General features: G+C 67.0%; 14 protein-coding genes and 1 pseudogene. 11 read left to right on the top strand and 4 right to left on the bottom strand.

Features of this window, described 5'->3' with window-relative positions:
* From fabG to SAHL_RS16875, 5 genes are all read left to right on the top strand, one after another.
* Entirely contained in the window at positions 1-804 is an 804-nt protein-coding gene (fabG, locus tag SAHL_RS16895; protein WP_123592583.1) for a 3-oxoacyl-ACP reductase FabG, read from the top strand.
* Positions 805-843: 39 nt separating this feature from the next.
* Positions 844-1,383 (top strand): 2,4'-dihydroxyacetophenone dioxygenase family protein, encoded by a 540-nt coding sequence (locus SAHL_RS16890; protein ID WP_221178022.1) that lies wholly within the window; start codon positions 844-846, stop codon positions 1,381-1,383.
* A gap of 108 nt (positions 1,384-1,491) precedes the next feature.
* Complete coding sequence (locus SAHL_RS16885; RefSeq protein WP_245968585.1) at positions 1,492-2,661, top strand: amidohydrolase; 1,170 nt, start codon at positions 1,492-1,494, stop codon at positions 2,659-2,661.
* Between the two features lie 28 nt (positions 2,662-2,689).
* Positions 2,690-2,917: a hypothetical protein gene (locus tag SAHL_RS16880; RefSeq protein WP_123592582.1), complete on the top strand. Its 228-nt coding sequence runs from the start codon at positions 2,690-2,692 to the stop codon at positions 2,915-2,917.
* Positions 2,914-4,377 carry a sodium:solute symporter family protein gene (locus SAHL_RS16875; RefSeq protein ID WP_123592581.1) on the top strand — a complete coding sequence of 488 codons (1,464 nt, stop codon included), beginning with the start codon at positions 2,914-2,916 and terminating at the stop codon, positions 4,375-4,377. The genes SAHL_RS16880 and SAHL_RS16875 overlap by 4 nt, the downstream gene beginning before the upstream one ends.
* Positions 4,378-4,509: 132 nt before the next feature.
* Here the strand turns inward: SAHL_RS16875 and SAHL_RS18475 are convergent, their stop codons facing one another.
* Positions 4,510-4,686: a hypothetical protein gene (locus SAHL_RS18475; RefSeq protein ID WP_184947810.1), complete on the bottom strand. Its 177-nt coding sequence runs from the start codon at positions 4,684-4,686 to the stop codon at positions 4,510-4,512.
* A 307-nt stretch (positions 4,687-4,993) separates the two neighbouring features.
* Here SAHL_RS18475 and SAHL_RS18470 point away from each other — a divergent pair, with 307 nt between their 5' ends.
* Positions 4,994-5,248, top strand: coding sequence for a UvrD-helicase domain-containing protein (locus SAHL_RS18470; RefSeq protein WP_342782276.1), 255 nt, complete (start codon positions 4,994-4,996; stop codon positions 5,246-5,248).
* A 179-nt stretch (positions 5,249-5,427) separates the two neighbouring features.
* A complete protein-coding gene (locus tag SAHL_RS18060) occupies positions 5,428-5,772 on the top strand; it encodes a 3'-5' exonuclease (protein WP_221178020.1) in 345 nt (114 codons plus the stop codon).
* A 254-nt stretch (positions 5,773-6,026) separates the two neighbouring features.
* Here SAHL_RS18060 and SAHL_RS17930 read toward each other — a convergent pair whose 3' ends face one another.
* From SAHL_RS17930 to SAHL_RS16855, 3 genes and pseudogenes are all read right to left on the bottom strand, one after another.
* On the bottom strand, positions 6,027-6,389 hold the full coding sequence (locus SAHL_RS17930; RefSeq protein WP_184947808.1) for a SpoIIAA family protein: 363 nt from the start codon (positions 6,387-6,389) through the stop codon (positions 6,027-6,029).
* 504 nt (positions 6,390-6,893) lie between these two features.
* Positions 6,894-8,284 (bottom strand): annotated as a pseudogene (dbpA, locus tag SAHL_RS18465) (ATP-dependent RNA helicase DbpA).
* Between the two features lie 724 nt (positions 8,285-9,008).
* On the bottom strand, positions 9,009-9,587 hold the full coding sequence (locus SAHL_RS16855) for a cupin domain-containing protein (RefSeq protein WP_221178017.1): 579 nt from the start codon (positions 9,585-9,587) through the stop codon (positions 9,009-9,011).
* Between the two features lie 443 nt (positions 9,588-10,030).
* On the opposite strand from SAHL_RS16855, the gene hisD reads away from it, so the two are divergent.
* The 4 genes from hisD to SAHL_RS16835 all read left to right on the top strand — a co-directional run bounded on the left by hisD (position 10,031) and on the right by SAHL_RS16835 (position 14,392).
* Positions 10,031-11,356, top strand: coding sequence for a histidinol dehydrogenase (hisD, locus tag SAHL_RS16850; protein WP_123592578.1), 1,326 nt, complete (start codon positions 10,031-10,033; stop codon positions 11,354-11,356).
* Positions 11,357-11,414: 58 nt separating this feature from the next.
* Positions 11,415-12,464 carry a TRAP transporter substrate-binding protein gene (locus SAHL_RS16845; RefSeq protein ID WP_123592577.1) on the top strand — a complete coding sequence of 350 codons (1,050 nt, stop codon included), beginning with the start codon at positions 11,415-11,417 and terminating at the stop codon, positions 12,462-12,464.
* 174 nt (positions 12,465-12,638) lie between these two features.
* A complete protein-coding gene (locus SAHL_RS16840) occupies positions 12,639-13,115 on the top strand; it encodes a TRAP transporter small permease (protein ID WP_148045600.1) in 477 nt (158 codons plus the stop codon).
* Positions 13,112-14,392, top strand: coding sequence for a TRAP transporter large permease (locus tag SAHL_RS16835; RefSeq protein WP_123592575.1), 1,281 nt, complete (start codon positions 13,112-13,114; stop codon positions 14,390-14,392). Before SAHL_RS16840 ends, SAHL_RS16835 begins: the two co-directional genes overlap by 4 nt.
* Positions 14,393-14,619: the final 227 nt, after the last annotated feature.

Raw genomic sequence — 14,619 nt, 5'->3', positions numbered from 1 at the left:
ATGGCGAAGACACGACAGACGGATCCAACGAAGATGCCGGAAGGCAGCCACGCGGGGCGTTCCATCCTCGTGACGGGTGCCGGCGCCGGGATCGGACGCGCCATCGCCATCGGCCTGGCCGATCGCGGTGCGCGGGTCGGCGTGGCCGACTGGTCCGGCGAGAACGCGCGGCGGGTCGCCGCCGAAATCGAGGAACGCGGCGGCGCCGCGACGCCGCTGGCGGTGGATGTGTCCGACTACGAGGCGCTGGCCGCGAGCGTGGCGGAGGCCGAGAGGGCGCTCGGGGCCTTCGACAGCGTGGTCAACAACGCGGGCATCTCGCCCAAGCACGACGGCCGCGCGCACAAGCCGTGGGAGATGGCGCCCGAGGAGTGGCGCGCGGTGCTGGACGTCAACCTCACGGGCACGTTCAACACGGTGCGCCTGCTCAGCCCCGGCATGCGCGAACGCGGCTTCGGCTGCATCGTCAACATGTCCTCGGTGGCCGGGCGTGCCTACTCGCCCATCGTCGGCTGCCACTACGCCGCCACCAAGGCCGCCATCATCGGTTTCACCCGTCATGTCGCCGCCGAACTCGGCCCGTTCAACATCCGGGTGAACGCCATGGCGCCGGGACGGATCGAAACACCGATGGTGCTCGGCGTGGACGCGTCGATCAACGACGAACAGATCGAGATGACGCCACTCGGGCGGCTCGGCCGGCCCGACGAGGTCGCGGACCTCGCCGCCTATCTGACCTCCGAGCAGGCGAGTTTCGTCACCGGTCAGACGATCGATGTGGCCGGTGGCCTCTACATGACCTGAAACCGAAAGATTCGTTCAAGAACGCAACAGGAGACAGCGATGTCGGATGATCGCGATCGCAGCGCGGTGGCCTATCAACTGCCGCAGCCCACGGGCATGGTGCCGGACGTCTATATGGGCGGGGCGCTCGAGCTGCCGCAGTCCATCGGCACGGAGGATCCGGACTGGGTCGTCCAGGACGAGAACGTCTGGTTCAAGCCCCTCGTCCTTTCCGTGAGCCAGGGCTTCTACGTCAATATTCTCTGGGTGCACAAGGCGGGCGTGCTCTCGCGTCATCGCCACACCGGCCCGGTCCACGCCTTCACCCTCCGCGGTGCCTGGCATTACCTGGAGCATGACTGGGTCGCGCGGGCGAACGACTACGCCTTCGAGCCGCCGGGCGAGACGCACACGCTGGTGGTGCCCGAGGAGGCCGCGGAGATGGTGACGCTCTTCCACGTGACCGGCGGCTATACCTACGTCGACCCCTATGGCAAGGCGCTGGGATACGAGGACGTCTTCACCAAGCTGGCGAACGTGCGCGCCCATTACGAACGCCTGGGCATGGATCCGGCCGAGGCGGACAAGTTCGTCCGCTGACGTGCGGCTCGCGATGCGTGGGCGGCGCTGCTGCTGAATCGGCGTCCGGTCTTTGCTAACTTGCCGATAGACAAGGCTTGTATGAACGACGGCACGAACGGGATCGTTATGCTCGATGAGGCGCCGACACACCTTGTGGATCTGCGTCATGCGCTGCACCGGAACCCCGAACTCGGGTTCGAGGAGCGGGCGACCGCCGACCGGGTGGTTCGTCATCTGCAGCAGCTGGGCGTGACGTGCGAGTGCGGCATCGGGGTCACCGGCATCGTCGCCTGGGTGTGCGGCGATCGGGGCGAGGGCCGCCGGATCGGCCTGCGCGCCGACCTGGATGCGCTGCCCATCCACGAGACCAGCGGCGTCGCCCACGCTTCCGAGGTGGCCGGCCGCATGCACGCCTGCGGGCACGACGGCCACACGAGCATGCTCCTCGGCGCGGTCGAGCACTTCGCGGCGAACCGCGATTTCGCCGGGACCGTGTACTTCATCTTTCAGCCGGCGGAGGAGGGCGTGGGCGGTGCGCGCGCGATGATCGCGGACGGGCTGTTCGAGCGTTTCCCGATGGACGCGGTGTATGCGCTGCACAACTGGCCGGCGTTGCCCGTCGGGCAGTTCGGTCTCATCGAAGGCCCGATCATGGCCGGGGGCGACCGCGTCGATATCGCCATCCACGGTCGGGGTGGCCACGGCGGGCTGAATCCGCACGGCTGTATCGATCCGGTGCGCATTGCCGGCGAGTTGATCACCCAGGCGCACACCATCGTGGGCCGCGATATCGACCCGCTGGCGCCCGCGGTGCTGAGCCTGTGCTCGGTCCACGCCGGAGACCTCGCCGGTTTCGCCGTGATTCCGGACACCGCGCGGCTCTCCGGTACGCTGCGGGCGCTCGACGAGACCACCCGCAATACGCTGCGCGAGCGCCTGCGCGCCCTGTGCCACGGTCTCGAAACCATCCACGGGGCCCGCATCGATCTGTCGATCGAGGACAAGTTCAGCATCACTTACAACCACCCGGGCCCGACCGCGACCGCCCGCGCCGTGATCGCATCCGGTTTCGGCGAGGCCGCGCTGGCACCGGATTATCCGCCGTGCATGGGCGGTGAGGATTTCTCCTACATGCTGGACGTCTGCCCGGGCGCCTATATCCACGTGGGCTCGGGCGACGCCGAGCACACCCACGGGTTGCACCATCCGGCCTACGATTTCAACGACCGGATCATGGCGCCGGGCATCACGCTGTTCGTGCAGCTGGCGCGCCGGGCGCTGGCCGAGTCCGCCTGAACGCATCCAGCCACCACCGGGGGTCGAGATGAAACCATCCCACGGGCGCCGGAACGCCACCCGCGCCTATATCGTTTTCCTGATCGCGGCGCTGACGCTGATGACGGTGCCGGTGTTCACCTTCGCCGACCGGGTCGAGCCGCTGGTGCTCGGCCTGCCGTTCAACCTGTTCTGGATCGTGCTGGTCGAGGCGGGCGCCTTTCTCGCCGTGCTGGCCTTCTATCTGTTCGAACACGGGCGCGGGGGTGATTCATGAGCAACTGGATGTTCGCGCTCGGCGCGATGCTGGTCTATCTGGCGCTGGCTTTCGCGCTGGGGCTGCTCGCCGGTCGCAAACGGTCGTTCTGGTCGGTATCGGAGTACGCGGTCGCCGATCGTGGTCTGGGCTTCATCGTGGTCTGGTTCATGATGGGCGGCACGGTGTTCAGCGCCTTCGCCTTTCTCGGCGGGCCCGGCATGGCGTTCTCCGAGGGCGCGGCGGCCTATTTCGTGCCGGCCTATCTCGCGCTCGGCATCCTGCCCTGGTACGTGCTGGGGCCCAAGGTCGGGCGTATCGGCGCGCGCAAGAACTTCGTCACCCTCGGCGAGTTCGTGGGCGATCGCTATCGTTCGCGGGCGCTCACGGTACTGATCGGCGTGATCTCGGTGCTCGCTTTCATCCAGTACCTCACACTCCAGATCAAGGGCATGGCCTTCATCTTCAGCATCCTCACCGAAGGTGCGATCCCGTACTGGTTCGGCGCGCTGTTGGCCTACGGCATCGTGGTCGCCTACGTCGCCAGTTCGGGCGTGCGCGGCGCGGCCTGGAGCGACGTGCTGCAGGGCGCGCTGATGCTGATCGTGGCGTGGGCGGTCGGTTTCTATCTCGTGTACACGCTGCACGGCGGGCCTTCGGACATGTTCAGCGCCATCGCGAGCGAGCGGCCCGATTTCCTGACAATCGGCCGCGACGGTTCGCCGATGTCGTCGATGGCGTTCTTCACCGTCATCGCGGTCTCGGCGCTCGGTTTTCTCATGTGGCCGCATCTGTTCACCAAGTCGTATACCACGACGGAGAAACGCATCAAGCTGACGACGCTCGCGTTTCCGCTTTTCGGTATCTTTCTGGTGCCCGTGCTGTTCGTCGGTTTCGCCGGCATCGGCGTGGTCGCGCCGGACGCGCTCGGAAGTTCGGACGAGCTGCTGCCCTATCTGATCACCAACGAGCTCGGCGCGAGCGGTTGGCTCTACGGCCTGATCGGCGCCGGCTCGCTGGCAGCCGCAATGTCTTCCTCCGATGCGATAACCCACGGCGGCTCGGTCTCGTTCGGCCGCGATATCTGCCGGGCGCTGATGCCCGGGCTGTCCGAGCGCGCCCAGATCTGGATCATGCGTCTGGCGGTGGTGGGCATCGGCGCGGCGGCCTACTGGCTGTCCATCTTCGGCGCCGCCGGGATCATCGCGCTGCTGGTCGGCGCCTACGGCTCGATCGCCCAGTTCGTGCCCGCGGTCTACGGCGCGCTGATCTGGAAGCGCGGCACGGCCGCCGGCGCGATCAGCGGGCTGGTCGTGGGCATCGGCTTGAACTACTACTACCAGATCGTGGCCGACGCCACGCCCTGGGACATGAACGCCGGCTTCATCGGCCTGCTGTGCAACATCGCGGTGTTCGTGCTCGTGAGCCGGTTCACGTCGCCCGTCGACGACGCTCTGGCGGAGGAGTATCGCCGGGCGTGATTCGGACGTTGGCGGCGTCCCCGTAGCGGTGTCGGCGGGGCCCGGCGTCGGCAGGCCATGCCGGCTTGGCGGGGTGACCGTCGCGGCCGGGCGAGCCCGGCATGGCCGGTATGCCCGGCGAGCGGCGGCCGGCTATCGCGCCGCAGGGTCTTTGCGCGGGTCCAGCCAGGGGGCGGCCAGCAGGGGGACCGCCAGCGCGCAGGCGGCGAACAGCAGGCCGAGGCCGCCCGCGCCCAGCCCGAGCGAGAGCACGCCGGCGACGGTGATCGGGGCGAGCGCGCTGCGCACCGGGGTCGAGGGCATGCTCAACGAGACTAGCCTGCGAAAGACGTATCGCCGGACGTATGAAACTGGCTGCGGCTCGGTGCCGCCCGCGTCGAAATCGCGCGGCTCGGCGAATGTGCCTGACTCGCAGCCCAATCAAAGCCATTCGATAACTGTGGCCCCCGGTGGATCATGCTTGGCGGGCTGTGCGGCGTTCGAAGATCCCCATTCAGGACATCGCAACTCTGGTCTGCCATGTCGTTCCCCGTCTTGTACAACAAGCGCATGCAGCGGACCGCCGAAGGACGGCGCGCTGATGCTAGGTGTTCTACGACTGGCTGGGGGCGCCCGAATGTTCCGCACGGCCAGCCGCGGCCGGCTCGAGTACGCTGACGTCTTCCCGCTGATCTATCTCAAGCTCAAGCTGGAGTCGGTGCGCTCGCCGTACCGGCGCGTCAAGCACCTGCTGGTCGACGAGATGCAGGATTACACGCCGGTGCAGTACCCCGTTCTGGAGAAACTGTTCAACTGCAAGAAGACGGTGCTCGGCGATGTGACCCATTCGATCAACCCCTACAGCGCATCGAAGGCCGAGGAGATCAAGTAGGCGTTCAGTCAGGCGGTCGTCGTGACGCTAACAAGAGCTATCGCTCCAGCTACGAGATCACCCGATTCGCCCGGGCGATTTCGCCGAATCCCGATCTCGAAGCGATCGAGCGCTACGGCGAAGCGCCGCGCGTGATCGAACTTCGACGGGCGGCCGACGAGCGTGCTGGACTGGTGGACATGGCACGCACGTTCAAGACCTCGGCCCGCAACACCCTGGGTATCGTCTGCAAGACGCAGAAGCAGGCGCGTCGCGTGTTCGACACGCTGGCGGCTGCGGAGATCACCGCCCAGCTGCTCACCGAAGAGACCGAGTCCTTCGGCCTCGGCATCGTGGTCTGCACCGCGCACATGGCCAAGGGGCTGGAGTTCGACGAGGTCATCGTCCCCGGCGCCGGCGAACGCAGCTACCACACCGCCATGGATCGGAATCTGCTCTATGTCGCATGCACGCGTGCGATGCACCGGCTGACGGTAACGAGCGTGGGCCCGGCAACACCGTTCGTGCCTCGGGAGAACTGCTAGCGCGGCGGCCGCTCCGCGGATGCGGTGGCGGCCGGTGCCGTGCGTGACGCGCCGCCGCGCTCGGCAGGACGAAAGACGGCACCCGCCCGCCGCGCCCGGGCCGACGCCACGGATTGCGCCCGTCCAGGCCGTCGAGCGTGGCGAGCTTTCGCCTGCCGGCCGGCAGGCCTGCGCATCTTCGGCGGTCGTCGGTCGCAGCCGGCCGGCCGCGCGGATTCGTCAGGCCGCGACGGCCGTCCGGCCATCCGGGCCGGTCAGATCACCCACTGGCGCGCCTCTTCGCGTGCGGTGAAGCGAAAGGTCTCGCATTCCATGCGCGGCGCGAGCTTGTCCATCACCGTCGTCGCGGTGCGGACGCCTTCCACGTCGGTGACCACGGCGAGCTTGTCGAAACGGTCCCAGCGCTTGATCGCGTCCTTGAGTTCATTGAACAGCGTGGAGGCCGACATGCCACCCAGCGAGTGGATCTCGATGTAGAGCCGCAGCGTGTCGTGGTCTTCGAGACGCTGTTCGACAACGGATAGGACGTTGGCGAAATCCTGCGAGGTGACCTCGCCTTCGAGTTCCATCGGGATCACGTGCTCGGCGTCGGATTTGAACGGGGCAATGCGAAGCATCGTGGGCTCCGGTCTGAAAAATGAGCGCCCGACCGTAGCAGAGCGATGCCATAGGTAAATCCGGAATAGCGCGGAGGCGCGGAAACGACCGCCGCCGTCACGGCAATGGAAGGCGGCCGTGCGCATCGTGGTCAAGCTGCTGGGTCGGCGATTGCCGCGTGAACGCGCGGCAGGGCGTGCATGATCGGTGTTGCGGCGGGTCGATGTCATCGAAAAACGGTCGTTTCAGCGGACGTAGGCGAACTTCACCCGTTGGCCCTGCTGCGGGTTCCCTCCCGTGGCATGGGCTTTCATGGGGTGACGTCCGTCGGAACTGCATCTTGGCAACCGGGTGATTCGAATCGATCGTCCACGCCCCATTCTTTCCGACTAAACGAGAATTTTGGGCGGATGGTGTTGCAGCGGCCTGAAGCACGGGCACTTCAGGGTCTATTTCTCGCCGGTGTCCATGCGGATATCGTGGGCTTTAGATGTCGACGGCCACGCCGGTCGACGATTCGTGCGTCAACCGCCGCGCAGTTCCTGTACGCGAAAGCGTCGGCCCTTGATACGTCCATCGCGAATCCGTACCAGCGCGCTGGGCGCCTGGCCACGGGCGATAGCGACATAGCTGCGGGTCGGCTGAATGCTGATCTGGCCGATCGCGTCGGCATCGAGGCCAGCCTCGCCGGTGAGCGCACCCAGAATGTCGCCGGGGCGCAGCTTGTCCTTGCGTCCGCCGCCGATGATGAGCGTGCGGTTGGGCGCGGTGAGCGGCGTGACGGGCTCGAGCTTCGGCGGTGACTGCCAGCTCAGCGGTGTTTTCAGTTCTTCGGCCAGCCGCTCCGCACGGTAGGCCTCGCCCGGCGTGCACAGCGTTGCAGCCGTGCCCGACGCGCCCGCTCGGCCGGTGCGGCCGATACGGTGGACATGGGTATCGACGTCGCGAGCGATGTCGTAACTGATGACCTGCGGCAACGCCGCGATGTCCAGGCCGCGGGCGGCCACGTCGGTGGCCACCAGCACCGCGCAGCTGTGGTTGATGAAGCGCAGCAGGACCTCGTCGCGATCGCGCTGGTCGCGCTCGCCGTGCAGCGCGAGCGCGTCGAAGCCGCGGGCGCTCAGCAATTGCGCCACGCGGGCGACCTCGGCGCGGGTGTGCAGAACACCAGCGCGCGGGGGTCATCGTCAGGCGCAGTCGCGCCTTGCGAGAGCAGCGCGCACAGGACTTCCGACTTGTCGTTTGCGCCGGCCTTGTAGAATGATTGCGCGATCGCCGGCCGGTCCTGCGCTGCGGCGACCGTCACCTCGACCGGCTCGCGCTGGAGCCGGCGCGAAACTCCGCGGATCGCGTCCGGCCAAGTGGCGGAGAACAGCAGGGTCTGGCGTTCGCTGGGCAGACGCCAGACGATGGCGTCGATATCCTCGCCAAAGCCCATGTCGAGCATGCGATCGGCCTCATCGAGCACGAGCGTGCGTAGCTGGCTGCAGTCGAGGCTCGCGCGTTTGAGATGCGCGAGCACGCGCCCGGGCGTGCCGACGACGATATGCGGCGCATGCGCGAGCGAGGCCCGCTGCGGGCGCATGGGCACGCCGCCACCCAGGGTCAGCAGCTTGATGTTGGGCACGTGTGTCGCCAGCACGCGGATCGCCTGGCCGACCTGATCGGCCAGCTCGCGGGTGGGGCAGAGCACGAGCGTCTGCACCGCCGCGGTCTCGATCGTGAGCGCCTGCAGCACGCCGAGGCCGAACGCCGCGGTCTTGCCGCTGCCGGTGGCCGCCTGGGCGATCACGTCGTGGCCGGCCAGGATCGGCGGCAGGCTCTGGGCCTGCACCGGCGTCATGGTGCCGAAGCCTTGCGCGGCGACGCTTTTGAGCAGGGCGGGTGCGAGGTTCAAGGTGGAGAATGCAGCCATGGGCAATGATCGCACGGCGTGGGGCGGGCCGTATGCGTTCGCGCCGATCGTTCGCCACGCGGCGGGGAGCTGTCGCTTGCGCGGGTGCAGGCGCGCCCTGGCCAAACGCCAGCCTCGCGCGGCGGGTGTTACAGCTCATCCGCAGGTTGCTTTGCTTCGATCACCGACCGGCGCGCGGGGGCGAGCCGGGATTGGGTTGCAGGTAGGCGGGAAGAGCCACGCGCATGCCTGCGGCGCCGGCGGTCCGGTCGGGCAGGGGCGACGACCGTCGCGTTGCCGCGCGACACGGCAAGCGGTGTCGCGCGGCGGGCTCGGACGCGGTTCGCGCTGGCAAGAATCACGTCTCGGAAGGTCTCGGCGCACCGATTTGGCATGCTCGACAGCCGAGCGCAGCCGGCTTCGGTGCAGCGTGCCCGCGAGCGCTTGTTCGCCACGAGCGGGCGGGCGAGGCCGGGGCGAAGTCTCCGGGCCGTTCGGGGCGTTGCGGTCGACTGCATTCCGCGCGGCGGTTGGGGGCGAACCCGCCACTTTGACGATGTGGCGCGTGGTACGCGATTCGCGGGTCGCATCTATCGCACCGCGGGTAGCGCCGACCCGCGTCCGAGACCGTTCAAGGCGGTTCGGTCACGCTGGGCCACCGCCGGTCGAGACCTTGATCGCCGCGGCTGCCGGCGCCTTCGTCGTGCAGCGGACGCCCTCGCACACGCCCGTATCGGCAAGTGCGCTAGAAGGTACGCGGCGTCACCGCACTCACGACGACGCATTCGTCCTCGGATACGTTTTCCATGCGGTGCGGCAAGGTGCTGTCGAAGTAGTAGGCGTCGCCGGGGCCGAGGATTTCGGTGACGTCGCCGACGGTGATCTCGAGGCGGCCCTGAATGACCACGCCGCCTTCCTCGGCCTGATGACTGTAGCCGTCGTCGCCGGTGCTGGCGCCGGGGGCGTAGCGCTCGTGCAGCAGCATCATCTGGGCGTTGCGCAGGTTGGCGCCGACCTGGCGGTAGGACACCTGATCGCCGTCGGCCAGTTCGACCAGGTCATCGGCCCGATAGAAGGCGACGCGGTCGAGCGAATCCCGGTCGGAGAAGAAGTCGCTCAGGGTGACGTCGAGCACCGACAGGATCTTTTTCAGTGAACTGACCGAAGGACTGGTCTCGTTGCGTTCGACCATCGCGATGAAGGGGTGCGTGAGCCCGCTCTGCTTGGCGAGACCGCGGATCGAGAGGCCCTTCTGCAGACGCAGGGCCTTGATGCGCTCGCCCTGATGATCGGCTTTGTCGGCAGAGGCTGCGGGTGTGGCCAAGAGATGTCCTTTCGGGTCATAGCGAACCCGAAAGATTATACGCGGGCCGGGGCGTCGGCCCATCCCGGAAAGACCGCGACACGATGGTGCACGGGCGATGATCCACGCGCTGCCCGCAGGGCGCGCCTGCAGCCCCCGTGCCGGGGTCTCCGGTCGGGCGACGACGGTCGGTGCGAGCGGCGGTCGGTGCGAGCGGCGTCGCCATGCGAGGTGTCGGTCGGCGATGCCTGCCGCCCTGCCGTTTCGGCGCCGAGGAACGCTCGCCCGTGCGCGGGGCCGATCACGCGTTGGCCATGGAGCGTATCCGGCACCGGCCGCCGTGCGTGTCGTGCGCCCGTGACTTCGGCCGGCTTGCACGCGTCGAGACGATCGGGCAGTGTGATGGTAAATATATATTCCAACCGGGCTGCCCGGTTATCACAAGCAACAGGTGTACCAGGTCAATGACGCAGACGAGCGGTTTCTCCCGGCCCGACGGCATTCGCTATGTAAAGGCCCCGCAGGCAGCGGACACGAGCGAGCAGAGCAGCATCAGCGACAGCGTAGCGACGATCATCGAGGCTGTCGCCACCGAGGGCGACGCGGCCGTGCGCCGTTTCGGCCTGCAGTTCGACAAGGCCGACCTGGAAACCACCGAGGTCACCGAGCAGGAGATCGAGCAGGCCTTCGCCCAGTTCGACCCGCAGTCGCTGGCCGACAGCCGCTTCGCGATCGAGCAGGTCACGAACTTCGCCGAGCAGCAGCTCGCGACCATGAAGCCGCTCGAGATCGAGACCCTGCCGGGCGTGCATCTTGGGCATCGCATCCTGCCGATCCGGACAGTCGGCTGCTACGTGCCGGGCGGGCGCTACCCGCTGTACTCGGCGCCGATCATGTCGATCGTGCCGGCGGTGGTCGCCGGCTGCGACGAGATCGTGGCCTGCCTGCCGCCGAACACGCATGAAACCATGTTCGCGCTATGCCGCCTGGCCGGCGCGCATCGCATCTTCAAGATCGGCGGCGCGCAGGCGATCGCGGCGATGGCGCACGGCACCGAGAGCGTGCCCCGGGTCGACAAGATCGTGGGCCCCGGCAATGCCTTCGTGAACGAGGCCAAGCGCCAGGTCTTCGGCAGTGTCGGCATCGACCAGCTCGCCGGGCCGAGCGAGATTTTCACGATCGCCGACGAGACGGCCGATCCGCGCGTGATCGCCGCCGACCTGCTGGCCCAGGCGGAGCACGACGTACATACCCGCGTGGGCCTGGCCACGACCTCGGCCGAGATCGCCGAACAGACGCTGGCCGCGATCGAGGCGCAGCTGGAGAGCCTGTCCACCCGCGACACGGCCGGCCAGGCCTGGGCGCGCCAGGGCGAGATCGTGGTCTGCGCGGACCGGCGCACGCTCATCGACTACGCCGACCACATGGCGACCGAACATCTGCAGATCCATGCCGCCGACGCACACGAGCTGGCGGGCGAGATCCGCAACTACGGCTCGCTGTTCATCGGCGAGGCCGCGAGCGTGGTCTATTCCGACAAGTGCTGCGGCACCAACCACACGCTGCCGACGATGGCCGCGGCGCGCTATACCGGCGGGCTGTGGGTCGGTACCTACGTCAAGGTCTGCACGCATCAGTGGATGGAGCCCGCCGGCGTGGCCGAAGTCGCGCCGCGCGCGGTGCGCCAGAGCCAGGCCGAGGGCATGGAAGGCCATGCGCGCGCCGCCGCGCTGCGCCTGTATCCCGACGATCACGACCGCATCCTGACGGGCGATATTCCGAAGACCTGACGCTCGGCGCCGCAAGCCGGACCGCGTTGCCAGAGCAATCACCAAAGAGGGCAAGAAGATGAAGCATCAGACAAGGGGAAATCAGGGCCGCAGCGCACGGCAGCGGCTTGCGGCCGCGCTGTGCGGCGTCGCCGTGACGCTGGCGCTGCCGGGGGTGGCAAGCGCGGCGGACTACAATCTCAAGATCGGCACGATCGAGTCGCCGTCCGGTTCCAATACCCGTGGCTGGAAGACGTTCGAGCAGTACGTCGAGAGCAACAGCGGCGGGCGAATCGCCATCGACGTGATGTCGTCCGGCCAGCTGGGCGACACCCAGAAGCTGCTCGAGGGGCTGCAGCTGGGTATCCACAAGATGGCGCAGGGCGATGAAACGATCACCAGCGCCTACAAGCCGATGATGGCCTGGTTCAGCCCGTATCTGTTTCGCGACGAGCTGTCGATGAAGGCGTTCTTCGAAAGCGATACCTTCGCCGATCTCAACGATGCCATGGCCGACGACATGGGCGTGCGCGCGCTGGCGGTCGCACCCTATGGCTTCTACGACTTCATCAACAAGAAGCGTGCGATCAAGACCGTCGACGACATGCAGGGTCTGAAGCTGCGCACGCTGCCCAACAGCCAGATCACGATCAAGACCTGGGACGCGCTCGACGCCTCGGCCACGCCGGTGTCCTGGGCCGAGATCTATACCTCGATCCGTACCGGCGTGATCGACGGCCTGGGCCATACGCCCAGCATCATGGTCGATCAGAAGTACTACGAGGTCGCCAAGCACGTCACGCTCGACCAGAGCATGGGCGTGGCCAACATGTATCTCGTCAACGAGGACTTCTACCAGTCGCTGCCCAACGACCTGCAGCAGGTGGTCAAGCAGGGCGCACAGCTGGCGGCCAACGTGGAGTTCGGCATCGCCAGCTATCGCAATCGGGTGGAGGCGCTCGATACGCTGCGTGAAGAAGGCGTCGAGATTTATGCGCTCCCGGCCGAGGAACGGGCGAAGTTCAAGGCCAAGGCGCAGGAGCAGGTCACGCCCTGGCTCAAGGAGACCTCGGGCGAGGACAACGTCGATGCCGTGTTCGACGCGGTCGAGCGCATCGAGTCGGACTGACCGAACGGAGGTGACCGGGCCGCTGGCCTTCGATGCTAGGCATCGGGCGCCAGCGGCGTGGCGGTTCGCTCGCAACACGCGCGGCGTCGGCTCGGCGTCGCGCGAGTGCCGTGTTCGATCCCGCCCGGCCGGGCGGAGCGGCATGGTTCAACCGTACGTTTCAAGGGGGTGGCCGTGGCCGCGCGTGTACTTAGAGGGCTCGACCGTGCAATCAAGGCACTGGTGGCGCTGAGCATGCTCGCGATCCTGATCGTGATCTGCGTGCAGGTGTGGTTTCGCTTCGTGCTCGACAACGCGCTGCCGTGGCCCGAGGAAGCCGCGCGCTTTCTGATGATCTGGGGCCTGATGATCGGCGGCGCGTTCGCTTTTCGCAATAACGAACACACCGGTATTCAGATCCTGTCGGACCGGTTCTCCGGGCGCTGGGCGCAGGCGAACACGTTGTTCATGCAGTTGCTCATCCTCGGCTTTCTGGGCTGTCTGGTATACGGCGGCTGGCAGGAGATGTCGCTGCTGGCGCGTTTCGATACCGGCGCCCTGGGTATCTCGAAGGCCATTCCCTACGGTGCGATTCCGATCAGCGCGCTGCTGTATGCGTTGTTTTCGCTCGTGCTCGTGGTGCGCTGCTTAGCGCGGGAGCGTGCGGCATGATCGTCGCCGCGCTGCTCGGGTCGTTCGCCATACTGCTGGTGCTCGGCATGCCGGTGGCGTTCGCCATCGGCGTGGCGTCGATGCTCGCCATTCTCCTTTCCGGGGAGTCGGTGGTGGTCGCTTCGCACTACATGTTCGCGGGTGTTAACTCCTATCTGCTGGTCGCCATTCCGATGTTCGTTCTGGCCGGCGATCTCATGCTGCATTCGGGCATGACCAAGTCGCTGACCAACTTCGCCGATCTGTTCGTCGGGCGCATGCGCGGCGGCCTCGGCCATACCAATATCGGCGGCAGCATCTTCTTTTCCGGCATCACCGGCTCGGCGACCGCGGATACCACGGCCATCGGCTCGGTGATGATCCCGGCCATGTCCGAGAACGGCTACGGACGCGCCTACTCGACCGCCGTCACCGTGGCCTCGTCGGCGATCGGCCCCATCATCCCGCCCAGTCTGACGTTTGTGATCTACGCGTTGGCGGTGGGCAACATCTCCATCGGCGGGCTGTTCATCGCCGGGCTGGTGCCGGGGCTGCTGACCGCGGCCGCGCTGATGGTGATGAATCACGTCATCAGTACGCGCCGCAACTATCCCAAGCGCGAATTTTCGTACAGCGCGCGTCAGGCGTTCACGATCACGCGCAAGAGCTTGATCGTGCTGGTGATGCCGGCGCTGATCGCCTTCGGCGTCGTTACCGGCGTCTATACGGCGACCGAGGCCGCGGCGGTGGCGGCCGCCTATGCGCTGTTGATCAGCCTGGGCATGCGCACGCTAAAGCTGCGCGTGCTGCCAAGGCTGTTCTTCAATGCCTCCAAGACCAGCTCGATCATGTTCCTGCTGCTGGCCACCAGCAGCCTGTTCTCCTACGTGCTGTCGACCCAGGGCGTGCCGGCGGACATTGCCGCGTTGTTTCAGGGGCTCACCGACAATCCGCTGGTGTTCCTGCTGATCCTGAACATCACGCTGCTGGCGATCGGGCTCGTCATCGATCTGTATCCGGCGATTCTCATCTTCGGGCCGATCTTCGCGCCCATCGCCCACAGCTACGGCATCGATCCGATCCACTTCGGCGTCGTGTTCTGCGTGAACCTGATCATGGGCATGAACACGCCGCCGGTGGGCTCGGGCCTGTTCATCGGTGCAGCCATCGGGCGCGTGAAGATCGAGGAGCTCATTCGCGAGATCACGCCCTTCATCCTCATGCAGCTCGTCGTGCTCGCGCTGATCACCTATGTGCCGATTCTGACGACCGGGTTGCCGCGCCTGTTCGGTTACTGATCGCCGCCCGCGGCGGCAAGCGCGATTGGGGGATTCCGCCGTCTAGGGCCTGCGGCTCCGGCCGTTGAAAACGGGCTGGCTTCGCGCTCGAGACGAGCCGGAGGATGCGCTCGATGGCGTGATCCGGTGCGGGCAGGCGCGGTGCGGTGCGTCGCGCCGATTGAACGCTCCGCCTTCGTACGTTGACGGATACCGGCGCTCCGGATGCCCGTGCAACAATCATCGGC

Source organism: Salinisphaera orenii subsp. halophila YIM 95161, from assembly GCF_003732545.1.
In the GTDB taxonomy this organism is placed as follows: domain Bacteria; phylum Pseudomonadota; class Gammaproteobacteria; order Nevskiales; family Salinisphaeraceae; genus Salinisphaera; species Salinisphaera orenii_A.
Note: the sequence above shows the minus strand (reverse complement) of the source record. Positions and strands in the feature narration are given on the sequence as shown.

What these genes read in the sequence shown, in the direction of transcription:
- fabG (WP_123592583.1), top strand. Translation starts at nt 1, where the DNA reads ATGGCGAAGACACGACAGACGGATCCAACGAAGATGCCGGAAGGCAGC.
- SAHL_RS16890 (WP_221178022.1), top strand. Translation starts at nt 844, where the DNA reads ATGTCGGATGATCGCGATCGCAGCGCGGTGGCCTATCAACTGCCGCAG.
- SAHL_RS16885 (WP_245968585.1), top strand. Translation starts at nt 1,492, where the DNA reads ATGCTCGATGAGGCGCCGACACACCTTGTGGATCTGCGTCATGCGCTG.
- SAHL_RS16880 (WP_123592582.1), top strand. Translation starts at nt 2,690, where the DNA reads ATGAAACCATCCCACGGGCGCCGGAACGCCACCCGCGCCTATATCGTT.
- SAHL_RS16875 (WP_123592581.1), top strand. Translation starts at nt 2,914, where the DNA reads ATGAGCAACTGGATGTTCGCGCTCGGCGCGATGCTGGTCTATCTGGCG.
- SAHL_RS18470 (WP_342782276.1), top strand. Translation starts at nt 4,994, where the DNA reads ATGTTCCGCACGGCCAGCCGCGGCCGGCTCGAGTACGCTGACGTCTTC.
- SAHL_RS18060 (WP_221178020.1), top strand. Translation starts at nt 5,428, where the DNA reads ATGGCACGCACGTTCAAGACCTCGGCCCGCAACACCCTGGGTATCGTC.
- SAHL_RS17930 (WP_184947808.1), bottom strand. Translation starts at nt 6,389, where the DNA reads ATGCTTCGCATTGCCCCGTTCAAATCCGACGCCGAGCACGTGATCCCG.
- hisD (WP_123592578.1), top strand. Translation starts at nt 10,031, where the DNA reads ATGACGCAGACGAGCGGTTTCTCCCGGCCCGACGGCATTCGCTATGTA.
- SAHL_RS16845 (WP_123592577.1), top strand. Translation starts at nt 11,415, where the DNA reads ATGAAGCATCAGACAAGGGGAAATCAGGGCCGCAGCGCACGGCAGCGG.
- SAHL_RS16835 (WP_123592575.1), top strand. Translation starts at nt 13,112, where the DNA reads ATGATCGTCGCCGCGCTGCTCGGGTCGTTCGCCATACTGCTGGTGCTC.